Genomic DNA, 23,102 nt, shown 5'->3' on the forward strand with positions numbered 1-23,102 from the left:
AACATGAATTTCAGGCAGTTGTGTACCTCTTTCGTCGTTCAGGGGACAAGAATCAGGCTGCCTGCGGCACGCCCCTCCTCGAGGCGCTCCTGGGCTTTCGCCGCGTCCTCCAGGGCATAATCTGCGGCGATCGTGGCGGCGATGCCGGAGCCCAGCATTTCGACAACGGATTTGGCAGCAACCGCATAGTTGGCGGCATCGACGATATAGGCCATGACGCTCGGATGAGTAAGAGACCGGCCCGGTCGAAGTTCATCCACGGAGACCGGCGGAATGGGCCCGCCGGCCTGGCCGATGGTCGCCGCGACACCGAACGGACGAATGCACTGGATGGTTTTTGCCAGCATGGTGGCGCCGATCCCGTCATAGGCGACATCGACGCCGCGGCCGGATGTGAGGCGCTTCACCTCGCCGACGACATCGCCGTCACGCCCGACGATGAGGTGGTCGGCACCGTAGGAGCGGGCGAGTTCGGCCTTCTCCCGCGTGCCGACGGTTCCGATGACGGTTGCCCCGAGGCGCCTTGCCCAGCGCACGAGAATTGCGCCGAGGCCGCCGGCGGCCGCATGCACGAGAATGACCGTGCCGGGCTCGACCCGATAGGTTTGGGTCAGCAGCATGTAGGCCGTCATTCCCTTCAGCATCGAGGCGGCGGCGATACGCGATGGTATTTCATCTGGCAGCCGGATGGCACGTTTTGCGGGGAGCAACCTTGTTGCAGCATAAGCTCCAACGGGTGCGCCTGCATAGGCAATGCGATCGCCAGGGGTAAAGTCGGTGACATCGGCGCCGACCGCTTCGACGACCCCTGCGCCCTCGACACCCAGTACGGCCGGATAGGCAGGCAAGGGATAGAGGCCCTTCCGGTGATAAATGTCGAGGAAGTTCATGCCGATCGCGTCGTGGCGTATCCGGATCTCACCCGTGCCCGGCTGCTGCGGCGCGCGTTGCGAGACCCGTAGCTGTTCGATACCGCCCGGTGCCTGGAGTGTTACGATTTTGTCCATGTTCGAACTCCAATTGCTGTTGTCAGGGATCATGACCGATGGCGCATTGATCGGAAATTCCCTATTGTTGACCATCGAATGGGAAAAAACGATCAATGCTGGATTGGGAAAACCTTCGCCATTTTGCTGCGCTGGCACGGAGCGGGACGCTCCTGGGCGCTGCCCGTTCGCTCGGCGTGGAGCATGCCACGGTCGCCCGTCGCATCGCTGGCCTGGAAGCCCAGATGGGCGTGAAGCTGATCGACCGGCGCGGGCGACGCATCCTGTTGACCGCCGAGGGCGAACGCGTTGCCGGCATGGCCGAGCGGATGGGAGAGGAGGCGCTTGCGATCGAGCGGGTCAGGCTTGCAGCCGGCGCGACGCTGGCCGGAGATATCAGGATCAGCGCGCCGCCTGCCTTTGCTGCGGCATTGCTTGTGGCGCCGCTTGTCGCTCTCAGGCGGGAGCATCCCGATATCAACGTCGTCATTGTCGGCGAGACACGCTACGCTTCGCTCGACCGGCGGGAGGCCGATATCGCCGTGCGGATGACCATGCCGGATGAGGGCGACCTGACGGTCACGAAGCTCTGCGAGGTTGCGTTCGGCTTTTACGCCGCTCCTGCCTATCTGGCTTGCGTGCCGGAGCAGGACTGGAGCTTCATCGCCTACGACGAGACAATGATGACTTCACCGCAATACCAGCGGCTACTTGCGGTCGCGAACGGACGACGGGTGGCAATGCGGGCGACCACCCTGGAATTCCAGATCGCAGCCGCACGAGCCGGCGGTGGGGTTGCGATACTGCCGAACTTCCTGCTTTCCGGCATCGATGACCTCGTTGAGGCTATCGCGCAGCCGACGCCGCTGATGCGCGAAGTCTGGCTAGTCGTTCACTCGGATATCAGGAACGTACCGATCGTCCGCGCGGTGATGGAAGCTCTGAAGGCGTTCGAACGACAAAGCTAGATGTCGTTCTCGCCGCATGGCGCGGTGTCTTTGGGTTGCCGGAACGGGCGCCAAGATTGGGCGTCGGCGGCTCCCTTCGGTCGTTATGACACTGCGGCGCAGCGGATGGCACATCCTGATGTCGAGCGCCTTGCCGAAATCCGACCGCAGTCGCCTAGAGGCTGCCTTTCGCCGCCACGCCCGCAACATAGGTCTCCACGATCGCTCGGTCGTCGCCCATCGTCTGGAGCAGGAAGAGTTCTTCGCAGAGCGTCCTCACGACCTCCATCTTCAGTGCCATGGCGGGGGTCGCGGCGGCGTTCAACACGACGATATCGGCGTCGGTTTCTGCTTCCAGCGTGCCGATCCTGTCGGCTAACGACAGGGATCGGGCGTTGCCTAGCGTCATGTAGTAGTAGCTTTCAAGTGGGTTCAGCCGCTCGCCCAGCAGTTGCTGGATCTTGTAGGCCTCGTCCATGGTGCGCAGCATGGAGTAGCTCGATCCGCCGCCGATATCGGTGGCGACGCCTATTCTCACCGGCTTTTCGCGCCGTGCCAGCGCCTTCAGCGGGAACAGGCCGGAACCGAGGAACAGGTTCGAGGTCGGGCAGTGGACGGCGACTGCGCCGGCCTCGCTCATGGCATCGGCCTCGCGCTCGGAGAGGTGAATGCAGTGGCCGAAGAGCGTCCTGTCCCCGAGCAGGCCATAGCGGGCGTAGATGTCGGTGTAGTCGATCGCTTCCGGATAGAGCTCGCAGGTGAATTTGATCTCGTCGTGGTTCTCCGAAAGGTGCGTCTGGATGTGCAGGTCGGGGAATTCGCGGGCGAGCGCCTGCGTCGCTTCCATCTGTGCCGGTGTCGAGGTGATGGCGAAGCGCGGCGTGATGGCGACATGGTTGCGGCCCTTGCCGTGCCAGTCGGATATCACCTGTCGCGTTTCGTCGTAGCCCAGCTTCGGTGTGTCGAGCAGGCCCTGCGGGGCGTTGCGGTCCATCATCACCTTGCCGCCGACCATGCGCATGTTGCGTTTCATCGCCTCGGCGAAGAAGGCGTCGGCGGAGGTCTTGTGGACGGAGCAATAGGCGACCGCCGTCGTCGTGCCGTGGCGGACGAGTTCGTCGTAGAAATGCGTGGCGATCCTGTGTGCATGGGCGCTTTCGACGAAGCGGCACTCCTCGGGGAAGGTGTAGGTATCAAGCCATTCCAGGAGGTTTGCGGCATAGGAGGCGATGACCTGCATCTGCGGGAAATGCAGGTGCATGTCGATGAAACCAGGCATGATGAGATGCGGGCGATGATCGATTGTCACTGCATCGGTCGGTGCTGCGGCGCTAACCTTGTCATACGGACCGGATGCGACGATCAGGCCGTCTGCGATGAGCAGCCCACCATCGCTTTCATAGAGGTAGCTCTCGGTGTCGGTCAGGCTCTGCGGTGAACGCAGGAAAGACAGCAGCCGGCCGCGGAGAAGGGTGTGTGTCATGGGCTCTGCCTTTTCTGTGGCGTTTGCATGCCGCGGTTCCTGCACCGGATCTCTGCCGCGCGCCGCAGTCGAATGTTGACTGACATGGGATCTTCAACTCGATCCCGATCTTCGGGTTTGCCTCAGGGCGCCGGCTGGGCGGCGATCGCCGCCGGCGTATCGGCACAGCCGTATAGCGTCTTCTCCTCAAATGCCACAACCGCCTTGAACGAGTAGTGGCGATCAGACATTCCGTCGGAGCAGTCCTCGTTCGTGAGCGTCAGCTTGAGGCGAGCCGATGGGTCTGCGAGCGTCCAGGTGGCAGACCCTTGCCTGATGACAGGTCCCGGGTTCGCGTACCTGACGTCGTCCTCGCCCGGTCGGCTGAAGGTCAAGCCGCTCGCGCGGATCGTCATGCCCCAGAAGGGTTCTGTCCCAAGCGCGTTGAGGGCGCCGGAAAACTCGCCTGCCGCAGCCGGAGCATCGGCGGCCACCGCATTGGCGATGCCCTGGTCTGACATGCCCAAAACAGATGCCAGAAGGATGGTGCGGAGGGCCGACATCATTCCCGTTTGCCTTATTCCTGTTTGCCTTCGACGGCGCTTTCGAACCAGGCGACCAGCAGCTTGCGCTCATCAGGCGTGATGTCGGTCACGTTGCCGGGCGGCATCGCGTGGCTGCGTCCTGCCTGTATATAGATCTCGCGCGCATGGGCGGCAATTTCCGCGTCGTTTTCGAGGACGACGTTGTTCGGCGGCCGCGCCAGCCCTTCATAAACGGGCTCGGCGGCGTGGCACATGGAACAGCGCGTCGAGACGAGCTGCTTGACCGCAGGAAAGTGTACATCGCCGGCGAACTGCTGGAAGGCGGGAGCGACGGTTTCTGCCCCTGCATCCGTTTCTCCGGTCAGCACCTTCGGCACGGTCGAAAGCCACATGATCAGGATGAAGATGATGATGGTGGCGACCCACGTCCAGGTCGGGCGGCCCTTGCGGGCGTGCGTGGTGTTGAACCAGTGGCGGATGGTGACGCCCATCAGGAAGACCAGCGCTGCAATCACCCAGTTGTAGGCGGTGCCGAAGGCCAGCGGATAATGGTTCGACAGCATGAAGAAGATGACCGGCAGCGTCAGGTAGTTGTTGTGGAGCGAGCGCTGCTTGGCAATCGCGCCATACTTCGCATCCGGCGTGCGACCGGCGATGAGGTCGGAGACGACGATCTTCTGGTTGGGGATGATGATCATGAAGACGTTGGCCGACATGATCGTCGCCGTAAACGCACCGAGATGCAGGAAGGCGGCGCGGCCGGTGAAGAGCTGGGTGTAGCCCCATGCCATGAAGACAAGCACGGCGTAGAGCACGATCATCAGGCCCCAGGTGTTCCTGCCGATCGGCGACCTGCAGAGCAGATCGTAGACGATCCACCCGACGGCGAGCGAGGCCAGCGAAATCAGGATCGCGACAGGAGCGCTCACATCAAGCACATGCCGGTCGATGAGGAAGAGGTCGGCGCCGCCGTAATAGACGATGCAGAGCATCAGGAAGCCGGAGAGCCAGGTGAAATAGCTCTCGTACTTGAACCAGGTCAGATGCTCCGGCATCTGAGCCGGTGCCACCAGATATTTCTGGATATGATAGAAACCGCCGCCGTGGACCTGCCATTCCTCGCCATAGGCGCCCGGCGGAAGATGTGGGCGCTTCACAAGACCGAGATCGAGCGCGATGAAATAGAACGACGAGCCGATCCAGGCGATTGCGGTGATGACGTGGAACCAACGGGCGGCAAAAGCCAGCCACTCCCACGCTATGGCGTATTCATACATTCAGTTCCCCTATTCTTCCTCCGATTCAACACCATGCAAAAAGTTGGGCTCGGAGGAAAGGGGAAACGCGTCATTCGGAGCTCTTCCCCAAGCTGATATAGGTGCGTCCGTCTATCTCCGTTTTCGCAAACATTGCCGCACCGCCATCAACGCAAGATGTCGGCGTGAAGCGCTCGGGAAGTCCGCCGATACGGGACGATTGCGTCTCTGACGCCGGTAAGAGTTCTAGCTTCGCGGAACGCCTGAAGCGCAGCACCTCAACGTCGACGTGGCGCACCAGAACGAGTGCCCAGTCGCCTTCGTCGCCGACATATCCGATATCGAAGAGTGAGCATTGATCCTGTCGCGCGCGGGAACGTTCTGGTCCAGCCTGTCCTGATAGGGCCCTCGAAGCGCGGTTCCAGGAGTTCACGGGCCGGCAGCATTTCGCCCGCCTTGAGGTCTTCGAAGTCAACCGGGTTATGGAAATAGCTCGGGCCGTGGCGTTTGCGGATACGGCGAACAGGACGGCAACTGCACATGAAATACCCTGCATGCGGCCTCCCACAGCGTCGAAGAGCATGATCATCTCCATAGCGATGTATGTCTTCGGTTGCATTGTGTCCATGGATTTTCCGCATTTGGTGCAGTGTGTGCTCCACTTTGAATTTTAGCAGTCCTTGAAATGTTAAGACTCGGTTACACTTTCGTTTGAGGCCGCCGGGTTGAGGTGGAGATCGCTTTACTCACGGGCGGCGCATTCATCGACGGAGAAGATGCCGATGCGCAGCATTCTTGTGTTTTTGATGATTGCCTTTGCGACATGTGTCGAAGCACACGACGCTCCTTCCGGCTGGAGTTACGAACCCTACTGTTGCAATGGTGACAACGAGACCGGTGACTGCCAGATGATCCCTTCCAAGAGCGTGGCGGTTACCCCGCGCGGCTATCGCGTGACGCTGCTGCCGGGCGATCATCGTCTCGTCACCCATGCTCATGTCTTTCTACTGCCGATGACCAAGGCGATGAAGTCGGGCGACGGCGACTACCATATTTGCCTTTTTCCGAACGAGGACACGCCTCGCTGCTTTTATGCGCCGGAGATGGGGTATTGAAACTCGGCATCGTCTGCACGCGTGATTTCATCGACGATCCAGTTTCGGAACGCCCTGATCTTGGGCACGTTTCGGCGATTTTCGGCGTAGACCAGCCAGTAGCCGCGACCATCCTTGCAGGTGAGTTCGAACGGCTGGAATAACCGGCCTTGCGCCACTTCGTCGAGGTAAAAGGCGGGGGTCAGAATGGCGACTCCTTGGCCTGCAACGGCAGCACTCGCCTCGAATGCCTGTGCGCCATACTGGCTGCGTGGCCTCTCTTCCAGATCAAGATCGTGAAGCCCAGCGGCCGTGAACCACTGTTGCCACCATGGATCGCTCGGATCGATGATCCGCAGTTTCAACAAATCTTCCGGCCGATGAATTCCGCCGATGCTTTCGGCAAGCTTCGGACTTAGCATCGGCGTGAAATTGGTCTCGATCAGCTTGTCGGCACAGAGGCCGCGCCAGTTGCCGGTGCCGGAGCGGATGGCGACGTCAACCGCCTCGCGGCTGAAATCGACAAGCGCCTCGGCTGTCGAAAGCCTCACCGCAATCGCGGGATGTGCCAGCTGAAAGGAACCGAGGCGCCGGGCGAGCCAGTGGGAGGCGAAGGTGGCCACGGTATTGATCAGAAGTGTGGACTGGATGTCGCCGCGGGCTTGCGCCATTGCCTCGCTCAGCAGCGAAAAGGCTTCCGTCACCTTCGGTGCCAGCCTTGTGCCGGCATCCGTCAGGCTGATCTGGCGCGGGCGGCGCAGGAAAAGCGGTTCGCCGATATTCTCCTCCAGCAGCTTCACCTGATAGCTGACAGCGGTCTGCGTCATGCCGAGCTCTTCGCCGGCCCTTGTGAAGCTGCCGAGCCGGGCGACGGCCTCGAACACGCGCAAGGCGTTGAGCGGGAATTGTTTCGACAGCTTCATGAATAAGTTCTCTTTATGCATGCAGACGGTTGTTCGATTGGAACTGCAGCATTTTATGCCGCAGGCTGCAAGCCAAGACAAAGATTATCGAGGTGATGTCATGGACTGCGCCACTATTGAACAGGCTGAGAAGAGAACGGTTTCCCGACCCTCCCTATGGCTTTTTGGGGTCGCAAGGACGCTTGTCCGGCGCTTCGTACGACGGGAGCGGCTGGATCTGGAAGGCTTGCCGGATCGCGTCAAGCGTGACCTCGGCTTCATGGACGGCCGCGAGCCGCGCTACGAGGCGGAGCCCTGGCGGTAAGCCGCAAGCGCGGTGAGGATTTCGGCGGCAGTCATGGCAGCAATCACCTCCGGCCGCTTGTCCCTGACAGCAGTGCCGCCGATCGGCAGCGTCAGCCGGTCGAGCCATGACTTATCGCCGCCGCCCTCGCGCGCCAGCCAGCTTGCGAATGTGGCGCGCTTGGTGGCGGAGCCGATCATGCCGGCGTAGGCGAGATCGGGACGCGACAGGGCCTCGCGGGCGATCAGGAAATCGAGGGCGTGGTCGTGGGTCAGGATCACCACCGCGGCGCCCGCGGGCATATCGTTGACCAGCGCCTCCGGCATCGGCACGAGACGCGTCGCGGTCCAGGCCGGCAGGTTGGCCAGCTCTTCCTCGCGGGTTTCGACGACGGTGACGGAAACGGGCAGAGGGGCGAGTGCCGCGGCCAGAGCCCGGCCGACATGGCCGGCGCCAAAGAGGTAGATCTCCGGCAGGTTCTCGGCCGCGCCCCTTCGCTTTCTCTCCAGAGAGGAAACGACCGCATCCGTCACGCGCCGGAAGCGCAACTGCGTGCGCCCGCCGCAGCACTGCCCGATCTCCGGGCCGAGCGGAATGTCCATCGTCTCCACGCCGCCGCTACCGTCAAGCAATTGCCGCGCATTGCGGATCGCCATGAACTCGAACTGGCCGCCGCCGATCGTACCCCAGATGGCGTGTTCGCAGACCAGCATGAAGGTCCCGGCTTCGCGCGGCGTCGAGCCTTGCGTGCCGATGATTTCGATCAGGATGGAGTGGGGGCGCGTCGCGAGAAAGGCGCGAAAGTCGCTTCTGGGTATGACGCCGGAAAAAACCTCGCGGATCGCCATCGCTACACCTTCTTCATCCGTTCGACGGCCATCAGCACGCGCTCCGGCGTTGCGGGCGCGTCGAGCCGCGGGCATACCCTGTATTCGGCGACGCTGGCGACGGCCATGGAGAGGGCTTCCAGCACCGAGATCGCCAGCATGAAGGGCGGCTCGCCAACGGCCTTGGAACGGCCGATGGTGGCCTCTGCATTGGTGGACCATTCGGCCAGATGGACGTTGAAGACCTTCGGCCGGTCTGAGGCAAGCGGGATCTTGTAGGTGGACGGCGCGTGCGTGCGCAGCCGTCCCTTGGCATCCCACCACAGCTCTTCCGTCGTCAGCCATCCCATGCCCTGCACAAAAGCGCCCTCGATCTGGCCGATGTCGATGGCCGGGTTCAGGGAGCGACCGACATCGTGCAGGATGTCGGTGCGGTCGATCAGGTATTCGCCGGTCAGCGTATCGATGGAGACTTCGGTGCAGGAGGCGCCGTAGGAGTAGTAGTAGAACGGCGTGCCGCGGCCGGCCGCTCGATCCCAGTGGATCTTCGGCGTCTTGTAGAAGCCGGCTGCCGAGAGCTGGACACGCGCGAAATAGGCCTGCTTGATGAAGTCGGGGAAAGGCACTTCGTTTTCGCCGACGCGCACGCGGTTCGGCAGGAAGATCACGTCCGACGCGGGGACGCTCCATTTCTCGGCGGCAAATGCGACGAGCCGTTCCTTGATCTGGCGAGCGGCGTCGAAGGCTGCCATGCCGTTGAGATCGGAGCCGGAGGATGCAGCAGTGGCCGACGTGTTCGGTACCTTGGCCGTCGTGGTCGCGGTGATCTTCACATGCTCGATATCGACCTGGAAGCTGTCGGCGAGAACCTGGGCGACCTTGGTGTAGAGGCCCTGGCCCATTTCGGTGCCACCGTGGTTCAGGTGGATGGAGCCATCCTGATAGACGTGGACGAGCGCGCCTGCCTGGTTGAAGGCGGTCATGGTGAAGGAGATGCCGAACTTGACCGGCGTCAGCGCGATGCCCTTGCGGATATAGCGGCTGTCCCGGTTGAACTGGATCACCGCGTTGCGGCGGGCCTGGTAGTCGGACGACGTCTCGAGTTCCCCGACGATGCGTTCGAGGATGCTGTCCTCGACCTCCTGGTGATAGGGGGTAAGGGTGCGGCCGGAGCCGGGCTGGCCATAGAAGTTCAGCTTGCGGACATCGAGCGGATCCTTGCCGACCGCATAGGCGATTTCCTCGATGAACCGCTCGGCGCCGAGCATACCCTGCGGGCCGCCGAAGCCGCGGAAGGCGGTGTTCGATACCGTGTGGGTTTTCAGCGGTTTCGACGTCAGATGCACATGCGGATAGAAGTAACTGCTGTCGGCATGGAACAAGGCGCGGTCGGTCACCGGACCCGAGAGATCGGAGGAGAAACCGCAGCGTGCTGCATAGGTCGCGTCAACCGCGTGGATCACGCCCTCGTCGTCGAAGCCGAGCTCGTAGTCGACCAGGAAGTCGTGGCGCTTGCCGGTTGCCGTCATGTCCTCGTCGCGATCGGGACGGAACTTGATGGCGCGCTTCAGCTTCTTGGCGGCGATGGCTGCGAGCGCCGCAAACTGGTTGCCCTGCGTTTCCTTGCCGCCGAAGCCGCCGCCCATGCGGCGCACGTTCACTGTCACCGCGTTCGACGGAATATTCAGCACATGGCCGACGATGTGCTGGATCTCGCTCGGGTGCTGGGTGGAGGACCAGACAGTCACCTCGTCGTCCTCTCCGGGGATCGCCATGGCGATGTGGCTCTCGAGGTAGAAATGCTCCTGGCCGCCAATCCGCATCTGGCCTTTCAGCCGGCGCGGGGCGGTGCCCATCTCCTTCTTCGCCTCCCCGCGCTTCAGCGTCATCGGCGTGATAACGAGCGGGCTGTCGTTTGCGAGCGCGCCGTCGATGTCGCACCAGTGTGGCAGGTCGCGATACTCGATCTTCGCCTTGCGGGCGGCCCGGCGGGCGATGTCGCGGGTTTCGGCGATGACGGCGAAAATCGGCTGGTTGTGAAACTCGACCTTGCCGACGGCGAGCAGCGGCTCGTCGTGGCTGCCGTTGGAGCTGACGTCGTTGACGCCGGGAACGTCCTTGCCGGTGAAGACCCAGACAACGCCAGGGGTACGCGCAACCTCCGACAGATCCATGCCCGATATTTCGGCGTGCGCACGGTCGCAGAGGCCGAGTGCGCCGTGCAGGAGGCCGGCGGGTTCCGGCAGGTCGTCGATGTAGTCGGCAGTACCGGTGACGTGCTTATGGGCGGAATCGTGTCGGACAGATCCGTGCATCGGGCCTGAGATGACGACTTTCGGATCCGCGAAGGTCGATTTATCCATGGGATGGACCTCCGATCGCTGCGGCTCTGAGAGCCGCTCCCTTTGCCAACCTCGTTCCTGTGCTCGTCACAGGAATCCGGCCACGGCGTGTTGGCGCTGCGAGTGAATCCGCCTTGGCAATCGAAAAGTCTTTCATGTCCAAGGGCTTGGGCGGGCTGGATTCCTGTGACGAGCACAGGAACAAGGCACAGGAGGAGAGGGTCTTGCCAGCCATCGACGCTTGCAGACGAGGAATGGGTAGGAGCTTTCTCATCACGCCACCTCCTCGAAACGCTTCAGTTCCGCGGGCGTGCCCGAGGTTTCGAGGTAGAAACGCATCAGCAGGTTCTTGGCCGTCAACTGGCGGTATTCGGCGGTCGCGCGCCAGTCGGTGAGCGGTTGATAGTCGGCGTCGAAAGCGTCACGGGCGGCTTCGATCGTCGCCTCGTTCCAGGGGCGGCCCATCAGTTCCGTCTCGACGGCGCGGGCGCGCTTCGGCGTGCCGGCCATGCCTCCGAAGGCGATGCGGATGTCGTTGACGTCGCCTTCCGTATCCAGCGTCAGATAGAAGGCGCCGAGCACGGCGGTGATGTCCTCGTCACGGCGCTTGGTGATCTTGTAGACGGCGAACTGCGTGCCGTCGGCGGGGTAAGGCACGAAAATGCTCTCGACGAATTCGCCGGGGCGGCGGTCCTGCTTCCCGTAGTCGACGAAGAAGTCCTCCAGCCGCAGCATCCGCGTGCCTGCAACGGAGCGCAGCCTGACCGTGGCGCCGAGCGCGATCAGCGGCGGCGGGCTGTCGCCGATCGGCGAACCATTGGCGACGTTGCCGCCGATCGTGCCCATGTTGCGGACCTGCTCGCCGCCGATGCGGTCGATCAGTCGGCCGAGCGTCGGCACCTTGCGGGCAATGGCGCCAAAGGCGCGGCTGTAGGTGACGCCGGCGCCGATGGTAATGCCGCCGTCACCTGCGATGATCGACTGCAACTCCGGCAAATGATTGATGAAGACGACCGGGTTCAGCGCCCGCATCTGCTTGGTGACCCAGAGGCCGACATCGGTGGAGCCGGCGACGATGGTGGCGTTGGGCTCCTCGGCGAGTACCCTTGCCAGCGCCTCTTCCGAGCCTGGAACGATCAGCCGCTCCCCGCCCGAGGTGATCGTGATGGTCTCGTTGCCCCGCATCGCCCAGAGGCGGGCGACGATGTCGGATCGGGTCCGTTCCAGCGGATCGAAAATGGCACTCGGGCGGGCGCGGCTCACCTGCTCGGCAGCCTTGACGATCGGCTCGTAGCCCGTGCAACGACAGAGATTGCCCTGCAGCGCCTTTTCGATGTCGGCCCGGTTCGGGTTTTCGTTGGAGAGCCAGAGGCCGTATAACGACATCACGAAGCCCGGGGTGCAGAAGCCGCATTGCGAACCGTGGCAATCGACCATGGCCTGCTGCACCGGGTGCAACGCACCGTCCTTGGCCGCCAGGTGTTCGATGGTGACAACATGGGTCGCGTTCAGTGAGCCCACGAAACGAATGCAGGCGTTCACCGATTCATAAGCGAGCTTGCCGTCGATCAGCCGACCGATAAGGACGGTGCAGGCGCCGCAGTCGCCTTCCGCGCATCCCTCTTTCGTGCCCGTCAGCCGGCGCCTCAACCGGAGAAAGTCGAGAAGCGTCTCGGTCGGCCGGACGTCTCCTAGCGAAATGTCTTCGCCATTCAGGATGAAGCGGATGCTGTCGTTCATGATGTTCCTTGTTTTTTATCGTTTTTTTGAAGTTATGCCGCCGTCCAGCCACCGTCAATCGAGATGTGAGTGCCGGTGATCTGACGGGCATCGTCGCCGGCGAGGTAGAGAGCCAGCGCGCCAATCTCTTCCGCCTTGACGAATTCATGCGTCGGCTGGGCCTTCAGGATCACCTCGGTCTTGACCTGTTCCTCGGTCATGCCGCGCGCCTTGGCCGTATCCGGTATCTGCTTTTCGACCAGCGGGGTCAGCACATAGCCCGGGCAGATGGCGTTCACCGTGACGCCGAATTCCGCAAGTTCCAACGCCGCCGTCTTCGTCAGGCCCAATATACCATGTTTTGCGGCGACGTAGGCGGACTTGAACGGAGAGGCTACCAGCCCGTGGGCAGACGCGATATTGATGATGCGGCCCCGCTTCTTCTCCTTCATCAGCGGTATGGCAGCGCGCATGGTATGGAACGAGCTGGACAGATTGATGGCGATGATCTGGTCCCATTTTTCGATGGGGAAGTCCTCGATCTTCTCGACATGCTGGATGCCGGCATTGTTGACGAGCACATCGACGGAACCGAAGGTCCTGGCCGCCGTGTCGATCAGGTCGGCGATCTCGGCCGGTTTGGTCATGTCGGCTGGATGATGAAACGCCTTCGCCTTTGACATTGATACAAGCCGCTCGATTATCGCCTTGATTTCCTCGGGCTTTGCGAAGCCGTTGATGACGACATTGTCGCCCTTGCTGGCAAATGCGGTGGCGATCGCAAGCCCGATGCCGCTGGTGGATCCGGTGACGACAACTGTTCTGGCCATGCTTTTCTCCGATGCGCAATGTGCGGTGCACGAGGATATGAGGTTATGCGCAAAGCGGCTGCGCTGGCAATTGCGTTCGGGGCAAATCTCTTTTGTCGAATCGAACATGGAGCGCTTTCCTCGGTCGCCCGGCTGTCCTATTGATTCGATGCAATAATCACGATGCGGGGGAGGACTGGAATGGGCGGATATGTTCTGGCGATCGATCAGGGGACGACGTCGACGCGGGCGATCGTGTTCGATGGCGAAACGAAGATCGCGGGGGCGGGACAGAAGGAGTTCACGCAGTTCTACCCGCGCTCCGGCTGGGTCGAACACGACCCCGAGGAGATCTGGGACTCGGTCGTCTCCACAATCAAGATGGCCATCCGCGAGGCGAAGATCGAGGCGAAGGACATCGCGGCGCTCGGCATCACCAATCAGCGCGAGACGGTGGTCGTCTGGGAGCGCGACAGCGGCAGGCCGATCCACAACGCCGTCGTCTGGCAGGACCGCCGCACGGCGAGCTATTGCGACAAGCTGAAGAAGCAGGACCTTGAAAAGACGTTTACCAGGAAGACCGGACTGCTGCTCGATCCATATTTTTCCGGTACCAAGCTTTCATGGATGCTCGCCAATGTGAAGGGTGCGCGCGTGCGCGCCGCCAAGGGCGAGCTCTGCTTCGGCACGATCGATACATTCCTCATCTGGCGATTGACCGGGGGCAAGAGCTTCGCGACCGATGCGACCAATGCATCGCGGACGCTGATGTACAACATTGCGGACAATCGGTGGGACAAGGACCTGCTCGACATCCTGCGGGTTCCCGCAGCGATGCTGCCCGAGGTGAAGGACTGCGCCGACGATTTCGGCGTCACCGATCCCGATATCCTCGGCGCCGCGATCCCGATCCTCGGCGTTGCCGGCGATCAGCATGCGGCGACGATCGGGCAGGCCTGCTTCGAGCCAGGGATGATGAAATCCACATACGGCACCGGCTGCTTTGCGCTGCTGAATACCGGCGGTGACATTGTCCGCTCCAGGAACCGACTCCTGACCACCATCGCCTACCGGCTGAACGGCGAGACCACCTATGCGCTCGAAGGCTCGATCTTTATTGCCGGTGCGGCCGTTCAGTGGCTGCGTGACGGTCTCGGCATCATCGACAGCGCCTCGCGAACCGGAGAGCTCGCCGACCAGGCCGATCCGATGCAGGAGGTTTATCTGGTGCCAGCCTTCACCGGCCTCGGTGCGCCGCATTGGGATGCGAACGCCCGCGGCGCTATCTTCGGCCTGACCCGCAACAGCGGTCCGCGGGAGTTTGCCCGCGCTGTGCTGGAGGCGGTCTGCTACCAGTCCCGCGACCTGCTCGATGCCATGCACAAGGACTGGAAGGGCGGTGTCGACAGTACCGTCCTGCGCGTCGACGGCGGCATGGTCGCGTCCGACTGGACGATGCAGCGGCTTGCTGACATTCTCGATGCGCCGGTCGACCGGCCGGTGATCCTGGAGACCACAGCGCTCGGTGCGGCCTGGCTCGCCGGCAGCAAGGCTGGGGTGTGGCCGGATCGAGCAGGCTTTGCCAAGAGCTGGAAATGCAACCGCCGCTTCGAACCCGAGATGGACGAGAAGACGCGTGCGGCAAAGCTCAAGGGATGGCGGAGCGCGGTGAAGCGGACGCTGAGCGAGGAGTAGCGCATACCAGGGTCTGCCGGGGAGGGCGACTGACAGTGCCCTTCGCCACCTTATCCCTGTGCTTGTCCCAGGGATCCAGCCACGGCGCGTCGGCGCCGTGAATGTTGCCCTCTTCGTTGGAAGGAAGAGTTCTCTGCACGGGCTGGCGGCAACGTACAAAGGGATGGCGGCCAGTCACCACCACTTGGCTAGCATCGCATGAACCGCGACGATAACGAGAAAGGCAACAACGACGAGCGAAGCGGACCAGGCGACGAGACGATTGGCTTTTGCCAGAACCTGGGGCCTGACGTCACGCTTGGGATTGATTTTGTGTCGCCGCTTGTGGGCAGCGGTGGTCTGGGAGGATTTCTTGCCGTCAGCCATAATCGCCTCTTTGGCAGCCGTTGCTGGAAAGCCAATCTAGCATGAAAGGCGTGTGGTGGATGCGGCGGCGAGTTGGTCCAAGTGCTCGTACCGTGTGTTGAACCGAGCGATACGCATATGCGTAATTTACATCGATAACAGATCGATCCCGTGTCGGATTGGCAAAGCGTCGCTCGTCCTTGGTATCGTCTGTTCCATCAATTCAAAAGGATGATCATCATGCCAAATACCGTACGCCTGCACCGCGTTCTGGCAACCGACCCGGACAAGGTCTATCGCGCTTTCCTGGAGGCGGATGCGCTCGCCAAGTGGCTTCCGCCCAACGGCTTTGCCTGCACCGTGCATGGCTTGGAACCGAAAGTCGGCGGCAAATTCACGATGTCCTTCCGAAATTTTACGACAGGCAACAGCCACACGTTTGGCGGTGAGTATCTCGAGCTCGTTCCAGGCGAACGAGTGCGATACACAGACCGGTTCGACGACCCCAACCTGCCTGGCGAAATGGAAGTCACCGTGTTGTTGAAGAAGGTGTCGGTCGGCACCGAGGTGAATATAACGCAGGCGGGTGTACCGGACGCCATCCCCTTGGAAGCTTGTTATCTCGGTTGGCAGGAGTCGCTTCGAAACCTGGCAAGGCTCGTCGAACCGAAGATCGAGGAATAGCGCAGCAGGATCAAGCAAAGGCTGTCTTGGCGCGAAGCAGGCGTCGAGGTGACGTTGCCGGCAAACAGGCGCATGTCCTTCTGGTCGTTCGTAAATTTTTGCTGCACGTTGTCGGTTGTCGCGTTACTCCTTCGTCATTCAGGAAGAGGAGTAAGACATGCTTTATGCAATCCTTTGCTATGCCAACGAAGAGACGGTGTTCTCCTGGACCAAGGAGGAAGAAGACGCCGTGATGGCGAAGCTCCATGCCGTTCAGGATCCTATCGCCAAGGCGGGCAAGCTCGGGCCTGTCGGCCGGCTGATGCCGACGACGGCGGCGACGACCGTGCGCAAGGGCCGGGAAGAACCTCTGGTTCTCGACGGTCCCTTTGCCGAAACGAAGGAAGCTCTTCTTGGCTTCTATGTGGTCGATTTCGACACCCTGGAGGAGGCTGTTGCGTTTTCAAAGGAGCTTTCCGCCGTCAATCCCGGTTCCACCTCCTATGAAATTCGGCCGTTCTACGTCTTCAGGCCGGGAGAATTGTCGACATGACAGACATTGCCTGGATCGACGTGACGCTCTCCTCGGCCCGGCCGAAGGCGCTTGGCGCGCTGCTCAGGTACTTCCGCGATCTCGATATCGCGGAAGAGGCCTTTCAGGAGGCTTGCCTTCGCGCCATCCGCACATGGCCGGACAAGGGGCCCCCGCGCGATCCCACGGCATGGCTGATCTTCGTCGGCCGCAACAGTGGTATCGATGCGGTGCGCCGGCGGTCGAAGACCCAGGCGCTGCCCGACGAGGAGCTGATTTCCGATACCGGAGATGCGGAAAGCGATATCGCCGAGCGTCTGGACGATTCCAACTATCGCGACGATATCCTGCGGCTGCTCTTCATCTGCTGCCATCCCGACCTGCCCGCCACGCAGCAGATCGCGCTGGCGCTGCGCATCGTCTCCGGTTTGTCGGTGCAGCAGATCGCTCGCGCCTTTCTCGTCGGAGACAGCGCGATGGAGCAACGCATCACCCGCGCCAAGGCCCGCGTCGCGAAGGCAGGCGTGCCGTTCGGGGCCCCCGATGCCGCCGAACGGGCGGAACGGCTCTCGATCGTCAGCACAATGATCTATCTCGTCTTCAACGAGGGCTACAGCCAGGCTGATCCGAAGCACGAGGCCTGTGCCTTTAGCGGCGAGGCGATCCGTCTCGGCCGTCTGCTGCTGCGGATCTTTCCCGGCGAGCCCGAAATCATGGGGTTGCTGGCGCTGATGCTGCTGCAGATCTCCCGCCGCGAGGCCCGCTTCAACGGCGCCAATGACATCGTCCTGCTCGAAGATCAGGACCGTTCGCTGTGGAACCGGGAACTCATCAACGAGGCCCTGGCGCTGCTGGACAAAGCGATCCGGCATCGCCAGCCCGGCCCCTACCAGTTTCAGGCGGCAATCGCGGCATTGCATTCGCGCGCCAAGCGCGCCCAAGACACGGACTGGGAGGAGATCGAACTCCTCTACCGCGCGCTGGAACGCATCCAACCGTCGCCTGTTATCACGCTCAACCGCGCCGTCGCGGTGTCGAAGCTGAGGGGGCCGGAAGAGGCTCTGAGGCTTGTCGAAACGCTCGGCGAGAAGCTTGACGGCTATTTTTACTATCACGGCCTGCGGGGCGGTCTGCTGAAGCAGATCGGCCGTGCCCGCGAGGCACACGAAGCCTTCGACCGCGCCATTGCCCTTGCCCATTCGGCCGCCGAAGCGGCCCATATCCGCGGGCAGATCGACAGCCTGCAGAACGTGCCGGCTGTGCCTGCGGTGAAATAAATCTCGGAAGAATCCTTGACCTGTGTCGGAACGGCAAACCACCCGACGTCCTTGTGACAGCCTGACGATAACAGGTTTTGCCCAACAGGAGGAATGCTGAAAAATGACCGCCAACGCCGAACATGAACTGGTTCTTGTCCGCGAATTCGACGCGCCACGCGAGAAGATCTACAAGGCCTGGACCGATCCCGAGCTGATGAAGGAGTGGTTTGTGCCGCGCCCCTGGAGCATCGCCGAAGCCACGCTCGACGTTCGCCCCGGCGGCGCCAATGTGATCGTCATGCGCAGCCCGGAGGGCCAGGAGTTTCCAAACCGCGGCGTATATCTCGAAATCGTCGAGAACGAGAAGATCGTCTTCACCGATGCCTTCACCAGCGCCTGGGTGCCTTCCGAAAAGCCGTTCATGACCGCCATCATTCTTCTGGAAGATCTTGGAAACGGGCGGACCAAATACACCGCAAGGGCCGTGCACTGGACAGCCGAAGACAAGAAGACCCATGAGGAGATGGGTTTTTACGAGGGATGGGGAAAATGCGCCGACCAGCTCGCAGAGCTCCTCGCCGGGATGTGAATTTCAAGGACCGAAACAGGGGGATAGATCCATGTCTGCAATTTCTGATTCAAGCGTAAATCTGCCGCGCTGGCAAACCGTCACCGGGACCGTCATGAGCGGCGTGATCGTGGCGTTCCTTGTCTTCGACGGCGCGATCAAGCTTGTGCCGATTGGGCCTGTGACCGAGACGCTGACGGCGCTTGGCTATTCCGGCGATCCTCAGCTTGCACGAGGTCTCGGTGTCATCACCGTTGTCTGCGCGCTGCTCTATGCCATTCCGCGGACGTCCGTGCTCGGCGCGATCTTGCTCACCGGCCTGCTGGGGGGAGCGATCGCCACGCATCTGAGAGTAGGGAGCCCCGTTTTCTCGCACCTGCTGTTTGGCGTCTACCTGGGTCTCATCGCCTGGGGCGGGCTTTATCTCCGGTATGAAGCGGTTCGCAGAATGATTCCGTTCAAGCGCTGAAGTGGTTGAAATTGGAGTCGGATTTGGCAACGCGCCTTTTAAATTGGAGATCGGCATCCTGCAGTTGGAGCGGCGGCGCGACCCGGTTCAGGGAAGGGAATTGCGGCGCTGGATTGAGGAGGGCGTAAAAGACACTTTTTGGGGCCGGGCCCGAGATTGCAATTCTTTCTGCCGTGTTCAACCTCCCGGCCCCTGCGAGACACCTCCACAGCCGCGTCGGCCAGAGGGCGTGAGTTTGTTCTGGTCACACGGTATCGGAAAGATTTTCAAGGGATGGAGACAGAGATCATCGATCCATGGACTGCCCAAGCCTGGCCCGCCCATCAACATTCTAGAACAATTCCTTCTAGAATTTGAATTTGCTCCCGCTCTGCCCCATCCTTATCTGAAGGAATGGACTCAACGGGATGCAAGCCATGGAACTGGGCCTCTATACCTTTGCCGACGTGAACCCCGATCCGAGCCGGACCAGAGGTGCGGAGGCAGCCGAGCGGCTGAAACATCTGATCGAGGAGATCGAACTGGCCGATCAGGTCGGGCTCGAAGTCTTTGGGCTCGGCGAGCATCACCGGCCGGACTATGCGGCATCGGCGCCGGCGGTGGCGCTTGCGGCGGCCGCGGTGAAAACAAAGAACATCCGCTTGACGAGCGCCGTGACGGTGCTCAGCTCCGACGATCCCGTGCGAGTCTTCCAGCAGTTCTCGACGCTCGATCTTCTCTCCAACGGTCGCGCCGAGATCATGGCCGGTCGTGGCTCCTTCATCGAGTCCTTCCCCTTGTTCGGCTACAATCTCGAAGACTACGACCAGCTGTTCGAGGAAAAGCTCGATCTGCTGATGGCGTTGCGCGATGGCGAGATGGTGACATGGTCCGGCGAGATGCGGGCGCCCATCAACGGTCGCGGCGTTTATCCGCGGCCATTGCAGGATCCGTTGCCGATCTGGATCGCCGTTGGCGGCACGCCGCAGTCGGTGGCGCGCGCCGGGGCGCTGGGGCTCCCGGTGGCGCTGGCGATCATCGGCGGTGAGCCGCGACGGTTTGCGCCGTTGTTCGATCTCTACCGCGAGGCCGCTCGCAGGGCAGGGCAGGATGAGGCAAAGCTCAGGACAAGCATCAACGTCCACGGCTTCATCGCCGATACGACCGATGTAGCCGCCGATCAATTCTACGGCCGGCAGGCGGAGGTCATGAACCGCATCGGCCGCGAGCGCGGCTGGGGTCCGACGAACCGTGATCATTTCGACGCGTCGCGGGGCCCGAACGGCGCGCTCTTTGTCGGCGATCCCGAACTCGTCGCCGCGAAGATCATCGCCCATCATCGGCTCTTCAAGAACGATCGCTTCCTGCTGCAGATGGCTATTGGGCTGATGCCGCACGACCAGATCATGCGCGGCATCGAACTTTACGGCACGAAAGTCGCGCCTATCGTCAGAAAGGCATTGACTGAAAGCGGCGAAGGGGCGAAAGCCACCGCCTAAAGCAAGAGCATGATGCCGTAAAGGATGAGTTGGATTTCGACCGACGCCGTGCTCTCATTTTGACAGAGAGCCGGCCGACCGGCCCCGCGGAGGCCGGGAAGGGATTCATGATCATCGAACACGAAGACGAACTTCTTAAGCTGAAGGAAATCGGCCGGATCTGCGCCAATGCCCTGCAGATCATGGCGGATGCCCTTGAGCCGGGCATCACGACCATGGAACTCGATCAGATCGGTCGCAGGGTGCTGGAGGATGCCGGCGCGCGTTCGGCGCCCGAATTTTGCTACCAGTTTCCGGGTGCCACATGCATCAGCGTGAACGAGGAGATTGCCCACGGCATCCCCGGGTCAAGGATCATTCGGCCGGGAGATCTCGTCAATATTGATGTGTCGGCTGAAAAGGACGGTTTCTTTTCCGATACCGGTGCATCGTTCAGCGTGGCGCCGTCCCAGCACAAGATCGAGAAGCTCTGCCGCGATGGCAAGCGCGCGCTCTGGGTCGGCCTCAACCAGGTGAAAGCGGGCGAGCCGCTGGCCAAGATCGGCCAGGCGGTAGGCGCCTTTGCCGCCAGGAACCGCTACACGCTGGTCGCGAACCTTGCGAGCCATGGCGTCGGGCGCTCGCTGCATGAGGAGCCAGCAGAGCTTTCGACGTGGCCAGATCCGTCCGAAAAGCGGATCATGACCGATGGTCTCGTGTTCACCGTCGAGCCGTTCCTGTCGCTCGGGGCCACCTGGGCCGAAGGCGGAGACGACGCCTGGACGCTCTATGCAGATCCGCAGGCGCCGACCGTTCAGTATGAACATACGGTGGTCGCCACCCGAAACGGACCGTTGATCCTGACACTGCCTGACGGCGCGGCGTAGCGGTTTTTCAAAAAGGCGGTGACACCGTGCGGTGTTGCCCGGATCGTCCGCTTGCTCGCTCCCATGGGAAGCACGGCAGCGGGACCTTCCTTCGGGTCCGCCGTCGGGCGGAGGACGCCTGACCTAGTCGCGCTGACTTCCCTGTAGAATCTCTGCGGCCGCGCGTTCCAGGATGCCCGATATGCGCTTGGCTTCCTCCTTCGACCAGGGATAGCGTAGACGCAGTGCGGATTTCAGCAACATGCGAGCGGCCGCGACCTCGCTCTTGTCGTCCGGAAAGGCCTCGTCCTCACGATCGCCTCCGCGGCTCTCGGGGTCGAATATGCGGCGTACATGCGCCATCTTGGCGCCGATGCCTTCCAGCTTTCCAAGCGTCAGCTCGATCATGGAGCTGTTTTCCTCGACCAGTTTTCGGCCGCTCTCGGTGATGCGATAGAGCTTTTTCGTCCCCTCGATTTCGACGTCGGCAAGGCCTGTCTCTTCCAGGTACGTCAATGCGGGATAGATGACGCCCGGGCTCGGCACATAGAAGCCGCCCGAACGCTCCTCCAGCAGCTTGATCAATTCGTAGCCGTGACGCGGCTGCTCGGAGAGCAGGGCCAGGATTACCAGCTGCAGGTCGCCGGCCGCGAACTTCCGCCCCATCCGAAAACCGCCGCCACCCATCATTCCACCTCTAAAACCTCTCATGGTCACTCCTTATGATGTATCGTTCACTATGTCGTAAAACATATATCGTAAGATAATTGAATTCAAGAGCGGGCGAAGGTTTTTCGGAATTGATCGATCGATCAGAAAATCTTGATTGTCGCCGTCATTGTGCAGCGCGATAAGCAAAGCATGTTGGCACGAAATGAAACCTTCCCGACACATCTGTTCCGCACCGCCCTTGCCGGGGCAATTGCCATGGCCGCGGCCATGGGCTTTGGGCGTTTCTCCTATACACCGATCCTGCCGGGCATGATGAGCGGCGTGCCGCTTTCGGCCTCAGATGCGGGCTTCATCGCTTCGGCGAATTTCGTCGGCTATCTCGTCGGCGCCGTCCTTGCGGCCTATGGCTGGGCGGCCGGACGTGAACGCAAGGTGGCGCTGCTGTCGCTATCGGCAACGGCGCTGCTTTTGGCGGCTATGGCAATGACGAGTTCCGTCATGACCTTTGCGGCGATCCGCTTCCTCGCCGGCGTCGCCAGCGCGTTTGCGCTGGTCTTCACCTCATCGATCGTCCTGAGCCATGGGGCGGCCGCGGGCAACGATCACGTGCAGGCCGCGCATTTCGGCGGCCCCGGCGCAGGCATCGCCCTGTCGTCCGTCATGGTGATGCTGATCGGGCTTGCCTATCACGGCAGTCCCGATGCCTGGCGCTCCAACTGGATCGGCGGCGCGATCTTTTCTGCCGTCAGCCTCTTGGCGGTCTGGTTCCTCCTGCCGTCCGGTCCGGCTACCTCGGCGCAGACTGGAAAGGAGCCGGCGATCGTCTGGAACCGACCGATGCTCTTGCTGACGGCGTCCTACGGTCTTTTCGGGTTCGGCTACGTCATCACAGGCACCTTCCTGGTGACGATCGCGCGCATGGACGCCGCAGGGCAGATGGTGGAATTCCTCTGCTGGTTGATCGCGGGTCTCACGGCCTCGGTCGCTCTTTTCGCGTGGAAACCTCTCGTTCGTCCGCTTGGCTCGGGGAACGTCTATGTCGCCGCCTTGCTGGTGGAAACAGCGGGCGTGCTCGCAACCGTGCTGCTGCCGCGCTCCATAGCGCCGCTGATCGGCGGCGCGCTGTTCGGAGCTACCTTCCTGGCAATCACCGCCTACGGGCTGCAGATCGGCCGCAAGCTGTCGCCGGCAAGTCCGCGCCGGACGCTTGCCATGATGACGGCGGCCTTCGGTGTCGGGCAGATCGCCGGCCCCATCGTCGCCGGCCGGATCGCGGAGAGGACAGGCAGCTTCACGACACCCACCTACATGGCGGCGGTGACACTCGTGGTGTGCGCGCTGCTGGTTCTGCCCATCGTCAAGAAGGTCCCTTAAGGCGTTACA

Annotated in this window: 24 protein-coding genes; 12 read left to right on the top strand and 12 right to left on the bottom strand. The window is 61.9% G+C overall.

Features of this window, described 5'->3' with window-relative positions:
- Window positions 1-38: 38 nt before the first annotated feature.
- Entirely contained in the window at window positions 39-1,007 is a 969-nt protein-coding gene (locus AC1D2R_RS09525) for a quinone oxidoreductase family protein (RefSeq protein WP_477967037.1), read from the bottom strand.
- A 95-nt stretch (window positions 1,008-1,102) separates the two neighbouring features.
- On the opposite strand from AC1D2R_RS09525, the gene AC1D2R_RS09530 reads away from it, so the two are divergent.
- On the top strand, window positions 1,103-1,954 hold the full coding sequence (locus AC1D2R_RS09530) for a LysR family transcriptional regulator (protein WP_477967038.1): 852 nt from the start codon (window positions 1,103-1,105) through the stop codon (window positions 1,952-1,954).
- 154 nt (window positions 1,955-2,108) lie between these two features.
- On the opposite strand, the gene guaD is transcribed toward AC1D2R_RS09530, so the two are convergent.
- The 4 genes from guaD to AC1D2R_RS09550 all read right to left on the bottom strand — a co-directional run bounded on the left by guaD (window position 2,109) and on the right by AC1D2R_RS09550 (window position 5,824).
- Complete coding sequence (gene guaD, locus AC1D2R_RS09535; RefSeq protein WP_477967039.1) at window positions 2,109-3,416, bottom strand: guanine deaminase; 1,308 nt, start codon at window positions 3,414-3,416, stop codon at window positions 2,109-2,111.
- Window positions 3,417-3,538: 122 nt separating this feature from the next.
- On the bottom strand, window positions 3,539-3,961 hold the full coding sequence (locus tag AC1D2R_RS09540; protein ID WP_477967040.1) for a COG3650 family protein: 423 nt from the start codon (window positions 3,959-3,961) through the stop codon (window positions 3,539-3,541).
- 11 nt (window positions 3,962-3,972) lie between these two features.
- The gene (gene puuD / locus AC1D2R_RS09545) at window positions 3,973-5,217 is read right to left on the bottom strand and encodes a urate hydroxylase PuuD (protein WP_477967041.1); all 1,245 of its coding nucleotides are present in this window, start codon (window positions 5,215-5,217) and stop codon (window positions 3,973-3,975) included.
- 70 nt (window positions 5,218-5,287) lie between these two features.
- Complete coding sequence (locus AC1D2R_RS09550) at window positions 5,288-5,824, bottom strand: hypothetical protein (protein ID WP_477967042.1); 537 nt, start codon at window positions 5,822-5,824, stop codon at window positions 5,288-5,290.
- Window positions 5,825-5,978: 154 nt separating this feature from the next.
- Between AC1D2R_RS09550 and AC1D2R_RS09555 the strand changes: the two genes are divergently transcribed.
- The gene (locus AC1D2R_RS09555) at window positions 5,979-6,311 is read left to right on the top strand and encodes a hypothetical protein (RefSeq protein ID WP_477967043.1); all 333 of its coding nucleotides are present in this window, start codon (window positions 5,979-5,981) and stop codon (window positions 6,309-6,311) included.
- Here the strand turns inward: AC1D2R_RS09555 and AC1D2R_RS09560 are convergent.
- Window positions 6,287-7,213 (bottom strand): LysR substrate-binding domain-containing protein, encoded by a 927-nt coding sequence (locus AC1D2R_RS09560; RefSeq protein WP_477967044.1) that lies wholly within the window; start codon window positions 7,211-7,213, stop codon window positions 6,287-6,289. The genes AC1D2R_RS09555 and AC1D2R_RS09560 overlap by 25 nt on opposite strands.
- Before the next feature lie 100 nt (window positions 7,214-7,313).
- On the opposite strand from AC1D2R_RS09560, the gene AC1D2R_RS09565 reads away from it, so the two are divergent.
- Window positions 7,314-7,517 (top strand): hypothetical protein, encoded by a 204-nt coding sequence (locus AC1D2R_RS09565; protein WP_477967045.1) that lies wholly within the window; start codon window positions 7,314-7,316, stop codon window positions 7,515-7,517.
- Here AC1D2R_RS09565 and xdhC read toward each other — a convergent pair.
- The 4 genes from xdhC to AC1D2R_RS09585 all read right to left on the bottom strand — a co-directional run bounded on the left by xdhC (window position 7,493) and on the right by AC1D2R_RS09585 (window position 13,214).
- Complete coding sequence (xdhC, locus tag AC1D2R_RS09570; protein WP_477967046.1) at window positions 7,493-8,344, bottom strand: xanthine dehydrogenase accessory protein XdhC; 852 nt, start codon at window positions 8,342-8,344, stop codon at window positions 7,493-7,495. The genes AC1D2R_RS09565 and xdhC overlap by 25 nt on opposite strands.
- A 2-nt stretch (window positions 8,345-8,346) precedes the next feature.
- Window positions 8,347-10,686, bottom strand: a complete 2,340-nt coding sequence (gene xdhB / locus AC1D2R_RS09575; RefSeq protein WP_477967047.1) for a xanthine dehydrogenase molybdopterin binding subunit — start codon at window positions 10,684-10,686, stop codon at window positions 8,347-8,349.
- A gap of 252 nt (window positions 10,687-10,938) precedes the next feature.
- Window positions 10,939-12,405, bottom strand: coding sequence for a xanthine dehydrogenase small subunit (gene xdhA / locus AC1D2R_RS09580; protein WP_477967048.1), 1,467 nt, complete (start codon window positions 12,403-12,405; stop codon window positions 10,939-10,941).
- Between the two features lie 32 nt (window positions 12,406-12,437).
- Complete coding sequence (locus AC1D2R_RS09585) at window positions 12,438-13,214, bottom strand: 3-hydroxybutyrate dehydrogenase (protein WP_477967049.1); 777 nt, start codon at window positions 13,212-13,214, stop codon at window positions 12,438-12,440.
- A gap of 180 nt (window positions 13,215-13,394) precedes the next feature.
- On the opposite strand from AC1D2R_RS09585, the gene glpK reads away from it, so the two are divergent.
- The gene (gene glpK / locus AC1D2R_RS09590) at window positions 13,395-14,888 is read left to right on the top strand and encodes a glycerol kinase GlpK (RefSeq protein ID WP_477967050.1); all 1,494 of its coding nucleotides are present in this window, start codon (window positions 13,395-13,397) and stop codon (window positions 14,886-14,888) included.
- Window positions 14,889-15,062: 174 nt separating this feature from the next.
- Here the strand turns inward: glpK and AC1D2R_RS09595 are convergent, their stop codons facing one another.
- Window positions 15,063-15,254, bottom strand: coding sequence for a hypothetical protein (locus AC1D2R_RS09595; protein ID WP_477967051.1), 192 nt, complete (start codon window positions 15,252-15,254; stop codon window positions 15,063-15,065).
- Between the two features lie 219 nt (window positions 15,255-15,473).
- On the opposite strand from AC1D2R_RS09595, the gene AC1D2R_RS09600 reads away from it, so the two are divergent.
- The 7 genes from AC1D2R_RS09600 (at window position 15,474) to map (ending at window position 21,068) form a co-directional block, all read left to right on the top strand.
- Entirely contained in the window at window positions 15,474-15,917 is a 444-nt protein-coding gene (locus tag AC1D2R_RS09600; protein WP_477967052.1) for an SRPBCC family protein, read from the top strand.
- A 157-nt stretch (window positions 15,918-16,074) separates the two neighbouring features.
- The gene (locus AC1D2R_RS09605) at window positions 16,075-16,449 is read left to right on the top strand and encodes a YciI family protein (protein WP_477967053.1); all 375 of its coding nucleotides are present in this window, start codon (window positions 16,075-16,077) and stop codon (window positions 16,447-16,449) included.
- Complete coding sequence (locus tag AC1D2R_RS09610; protein WP_477967054.1) at window positions 16,446-17,705, top strand: RNA polymerase sigma factor; 1,260 nt, start codon at window positions 16,446-16,448, stop codon at window positions 17,703-17,705. Before AC1D2R_RS09605 ends, AC1D2R_RS09610 begins: the two co-directional genes overlap by 4 nt.
- 103 nt (window positions 17,706-17,808) lie before the next feature.
- Window positions 17,809-18,276, top strand: coding sequence for an SRPBCC family protein (locus AC1D2R_RS09615; protein ID WP_477967055.1), 468 nt, complete (start codon window positions 17,809-17,811; stop codon window positions 18,274-18,276).
- Window positions 18,277-18,307: 31 nt separating this feature from the next.
- The gene (locus AC1D2R_RS09620; RefSeq protein WP_477967056.1) at window positions 18,308-18,724 is read left to right on the top strand and encodes a DoxX family protein; all 417 of its coding nucleotides are present in this window, start codon (window positions 18,308-18,310) and stop codon (window positions 18,722-18,724) included.
- Window positions 18,725-19,140: 416 nt separating this feature from the next.
- Entirely contained in the window at window positions 19,141-20,202 is a 1,062-nt protein-coding gene (locus AC1D2R_RS09625; protein WP_477967057.1) for an LLM class flavin-dependent oxidoreductase, read from the top strand.
- 107 nt (window positions 20,203-20,309) lie between these two features.
- On the top strand, window positions 20,310-21,068 hold the full coding sequence (gene map, locus AC1D2R_RS09630; RefSeq protein ID WP_477967058.1) for a type I methionyl aminopeptidase: 759 nt from the start codon (window positions 20,310-20,312) through the stop codon (window positions 21,066-21,068).
- 123 nt (window positions 21,069-21,191) lie between these two features.
- Here map and AC1D2R_RS09635 read toward each other — a convergent pair whose 3' ends face one another.
- Entirely contained in the window at window positions 21,192-21,758 is a 567-nt protein-coding gene (locus AC1D2R_RS09635; RefSeq protein WP_477967059.1) for a PadR family transcriptional regulator, read from the bottom strand.
- A 150-nt stretch (window positions 21,759-21,908) separates the two neighbouring features.
- Between AC1D2R_RS09635 and AC1D2R_RS09640 the strand changes: the two genes are divergently transcribed.
- The gene (locus AC1D2R_RS09640) at window positions 21,909-23,093 is read left to right on the top strand and encodes a YbfB/YjiJ family MFS transporter (RefSeq protein ID WP_477967060.1); all 1,185 of its coding nucleotides are present in this window, start codon (window positions 21,909-21,911) and stop codon (window positions 23,091-23,093) included.
- Window positions 23,094-23,102: the final 9 nt, after the last annotated feature.

This window comes from Rhizobium sp. P1_C7 (assembly GCF_056406295.1).

Bases quoted from the DNA above. Each gene is read 5' to 3' on its own strand.
- AC1D2R_RS09525 (WP_477967037.1), bottom strand. From the start codon at position 1,007: ATGGACAAAATCGTAACACTCCAGGCACCGGGCGGTATCGAACAGCTA.
- AC1D2R_RS09530 (WP_477967038.1), top strand. From the start codon at position 1,103: ATGCTGGATTGGGAAAACCTTCGCCATTTTGCTGCGCTGGCACGGAGC.
- guaD (WP_477967039.1), bottom strand. From the start codon at position 3,416: ATGACACACACCCTTCTCCGCGGCCGGCTGCTGTCTTTCCTGCGTTCA.
- AC1D2R_RS09540 (WP_477967040.1), bottom strand. From the start codon at position 3,961: ATGATGTCGGCCCTCCGCACCATCCTTCTGGCATCTGTTTTGGGCATG.
- puuD (WP_477967041.1), bottom strand. From the start codon at position 5,217: ATGTATGAATACGCCATAGCGTGGGAGTGGCTGGCTTTTGCCGCCCGT.
- AC1D2R_RS09550 (WP_477967042.1), bottom strand. From the start codon at position 5,824: ATGGACACAATGCAACCGAAGACATACATCGCTATGGAGATGATCATG.
- AC1D2R_RS09555 (WP_477967043.1), top strand. From the start codon at position 5,979: ATGCGCAGCATTCTTGTGTTTTTGATGATTGCCTTTGCGACATGTGTC.
- AC1D2R_RS09560 (WP_477967044.1), bottom strand. From the start codon at position 7,213: ATGAAGCTGTCGAAACAATTCCCGCTCAACGCCTTGCGCGTGTTCGAG.
- AC1D2R_RS09565 (WP_477967045.1), top strand. From the start codon at position 7,314: ATGGACTGCGCCACTATTGAACAGGCTGAGAAGAGAACGGTTTCCCGA.
- xdhC (WP_477967046.1), bottom strand. From the start codon at position 8,344: ATGGCGATCCGCGAGGTTTTTTCCGGCGTCATACCCAGAAGCGACTTT.
- xdhB (WP_477967047.1), bottom strand. From the start codon at position 10,686: ATGGATAAATCGACCTTCGCGGATCCGAAAGTCGTCATCTCAGGCCCG.
- xdhA (WP_477967048.1), bottom strand. From the start codon at position 12,405: ATGAACGACAGCATCCGCTTCATCCTGAATGGCGAAGACATTTCGCTA.
- AC1D2R_RS09585 (WP_477967049.1), bottom strand. From the start codon at position 13,214: ATGGCCAGAACAGTTGTCGTCACCGGATCCACCAGCGGCATCGGGCTT.
- glpK (WP_477967050.1), top strand. From the start codon at position 13,395: ATGGGCGGATATGTTCTGGCGATCGATCAGGGGACGACGTCGACGCGG.
- AC1D2R_RS09595 (WP_477967051.1), bottom strand. From the start codon at position 15,254: ATGGCTGACGGCAAGAAATCCTCCCAGACCACCGCTGCCCACAAGCGG.
- AC1D2R_RS09600 (WP_477967052.1), top strand. From the start codon at position 15,474: ATGCCAAATACCGTACGCCTGCACCGCGTTCTGGCAACCGACCCGGAC.
- AC1D2R_RS09605 (WP_477967053.1), top strand. From the start codon at position 16,075: ATGCTTTATGCAATCCTTTGCTATGCCAACGAAGAGACGGTGTTCTCC.
- AC1D2R_RS09610 (WP_477967054.1), top strand. From the start codon at position 16,446: ATGACAGACATTGCCTGGATCGACGTGACGCTCTCCTCGGCCCGGCCG.
- AC1D2R_RS09615 (WP_477967055.1), top strand. From the start codon at position 17,809: ATGACCGCCAACGCCGAACATGAACTGGTTCTTGTCCGCGAATTCGAC.
- AC1D2R_RS09620 (WP_477967056.1), top strand. From the start codon at position 18,308: ATGTCTGCAATTTCTGATTCAAGCGTAAATCTGCCGCGCTGGCAAACC.
- AC1D2R_RS09625 (WP_477967057.1), top strand. From the start codon at position 19,141: ATGGAACTGGGCCTCTATACCTTTGCCGACGTGAACCCCGATCCGAGC.
- map (WP_477967058.1), top strand. From the start codon at position 20,310: ATGATCATCGAACACGAAGACGAACTTCTTAAGCTGAAGGAAATCGGC.
- AC1D2R_RS09635 (WP_477967059.1), bottom strand. From the start codon at position 21,758: ATGAGAGGTTTTAGAGGTGGAATGATGGGTGGCGGCGGTTTTCGGATG.
- AC1D2R_RS09640 (WP_477967060.1), top strand. From the start codon at position 21,909: ATGTTGGCACGAAATGAAACCTTCCCGACACATCTGTTCCGCACCGCC.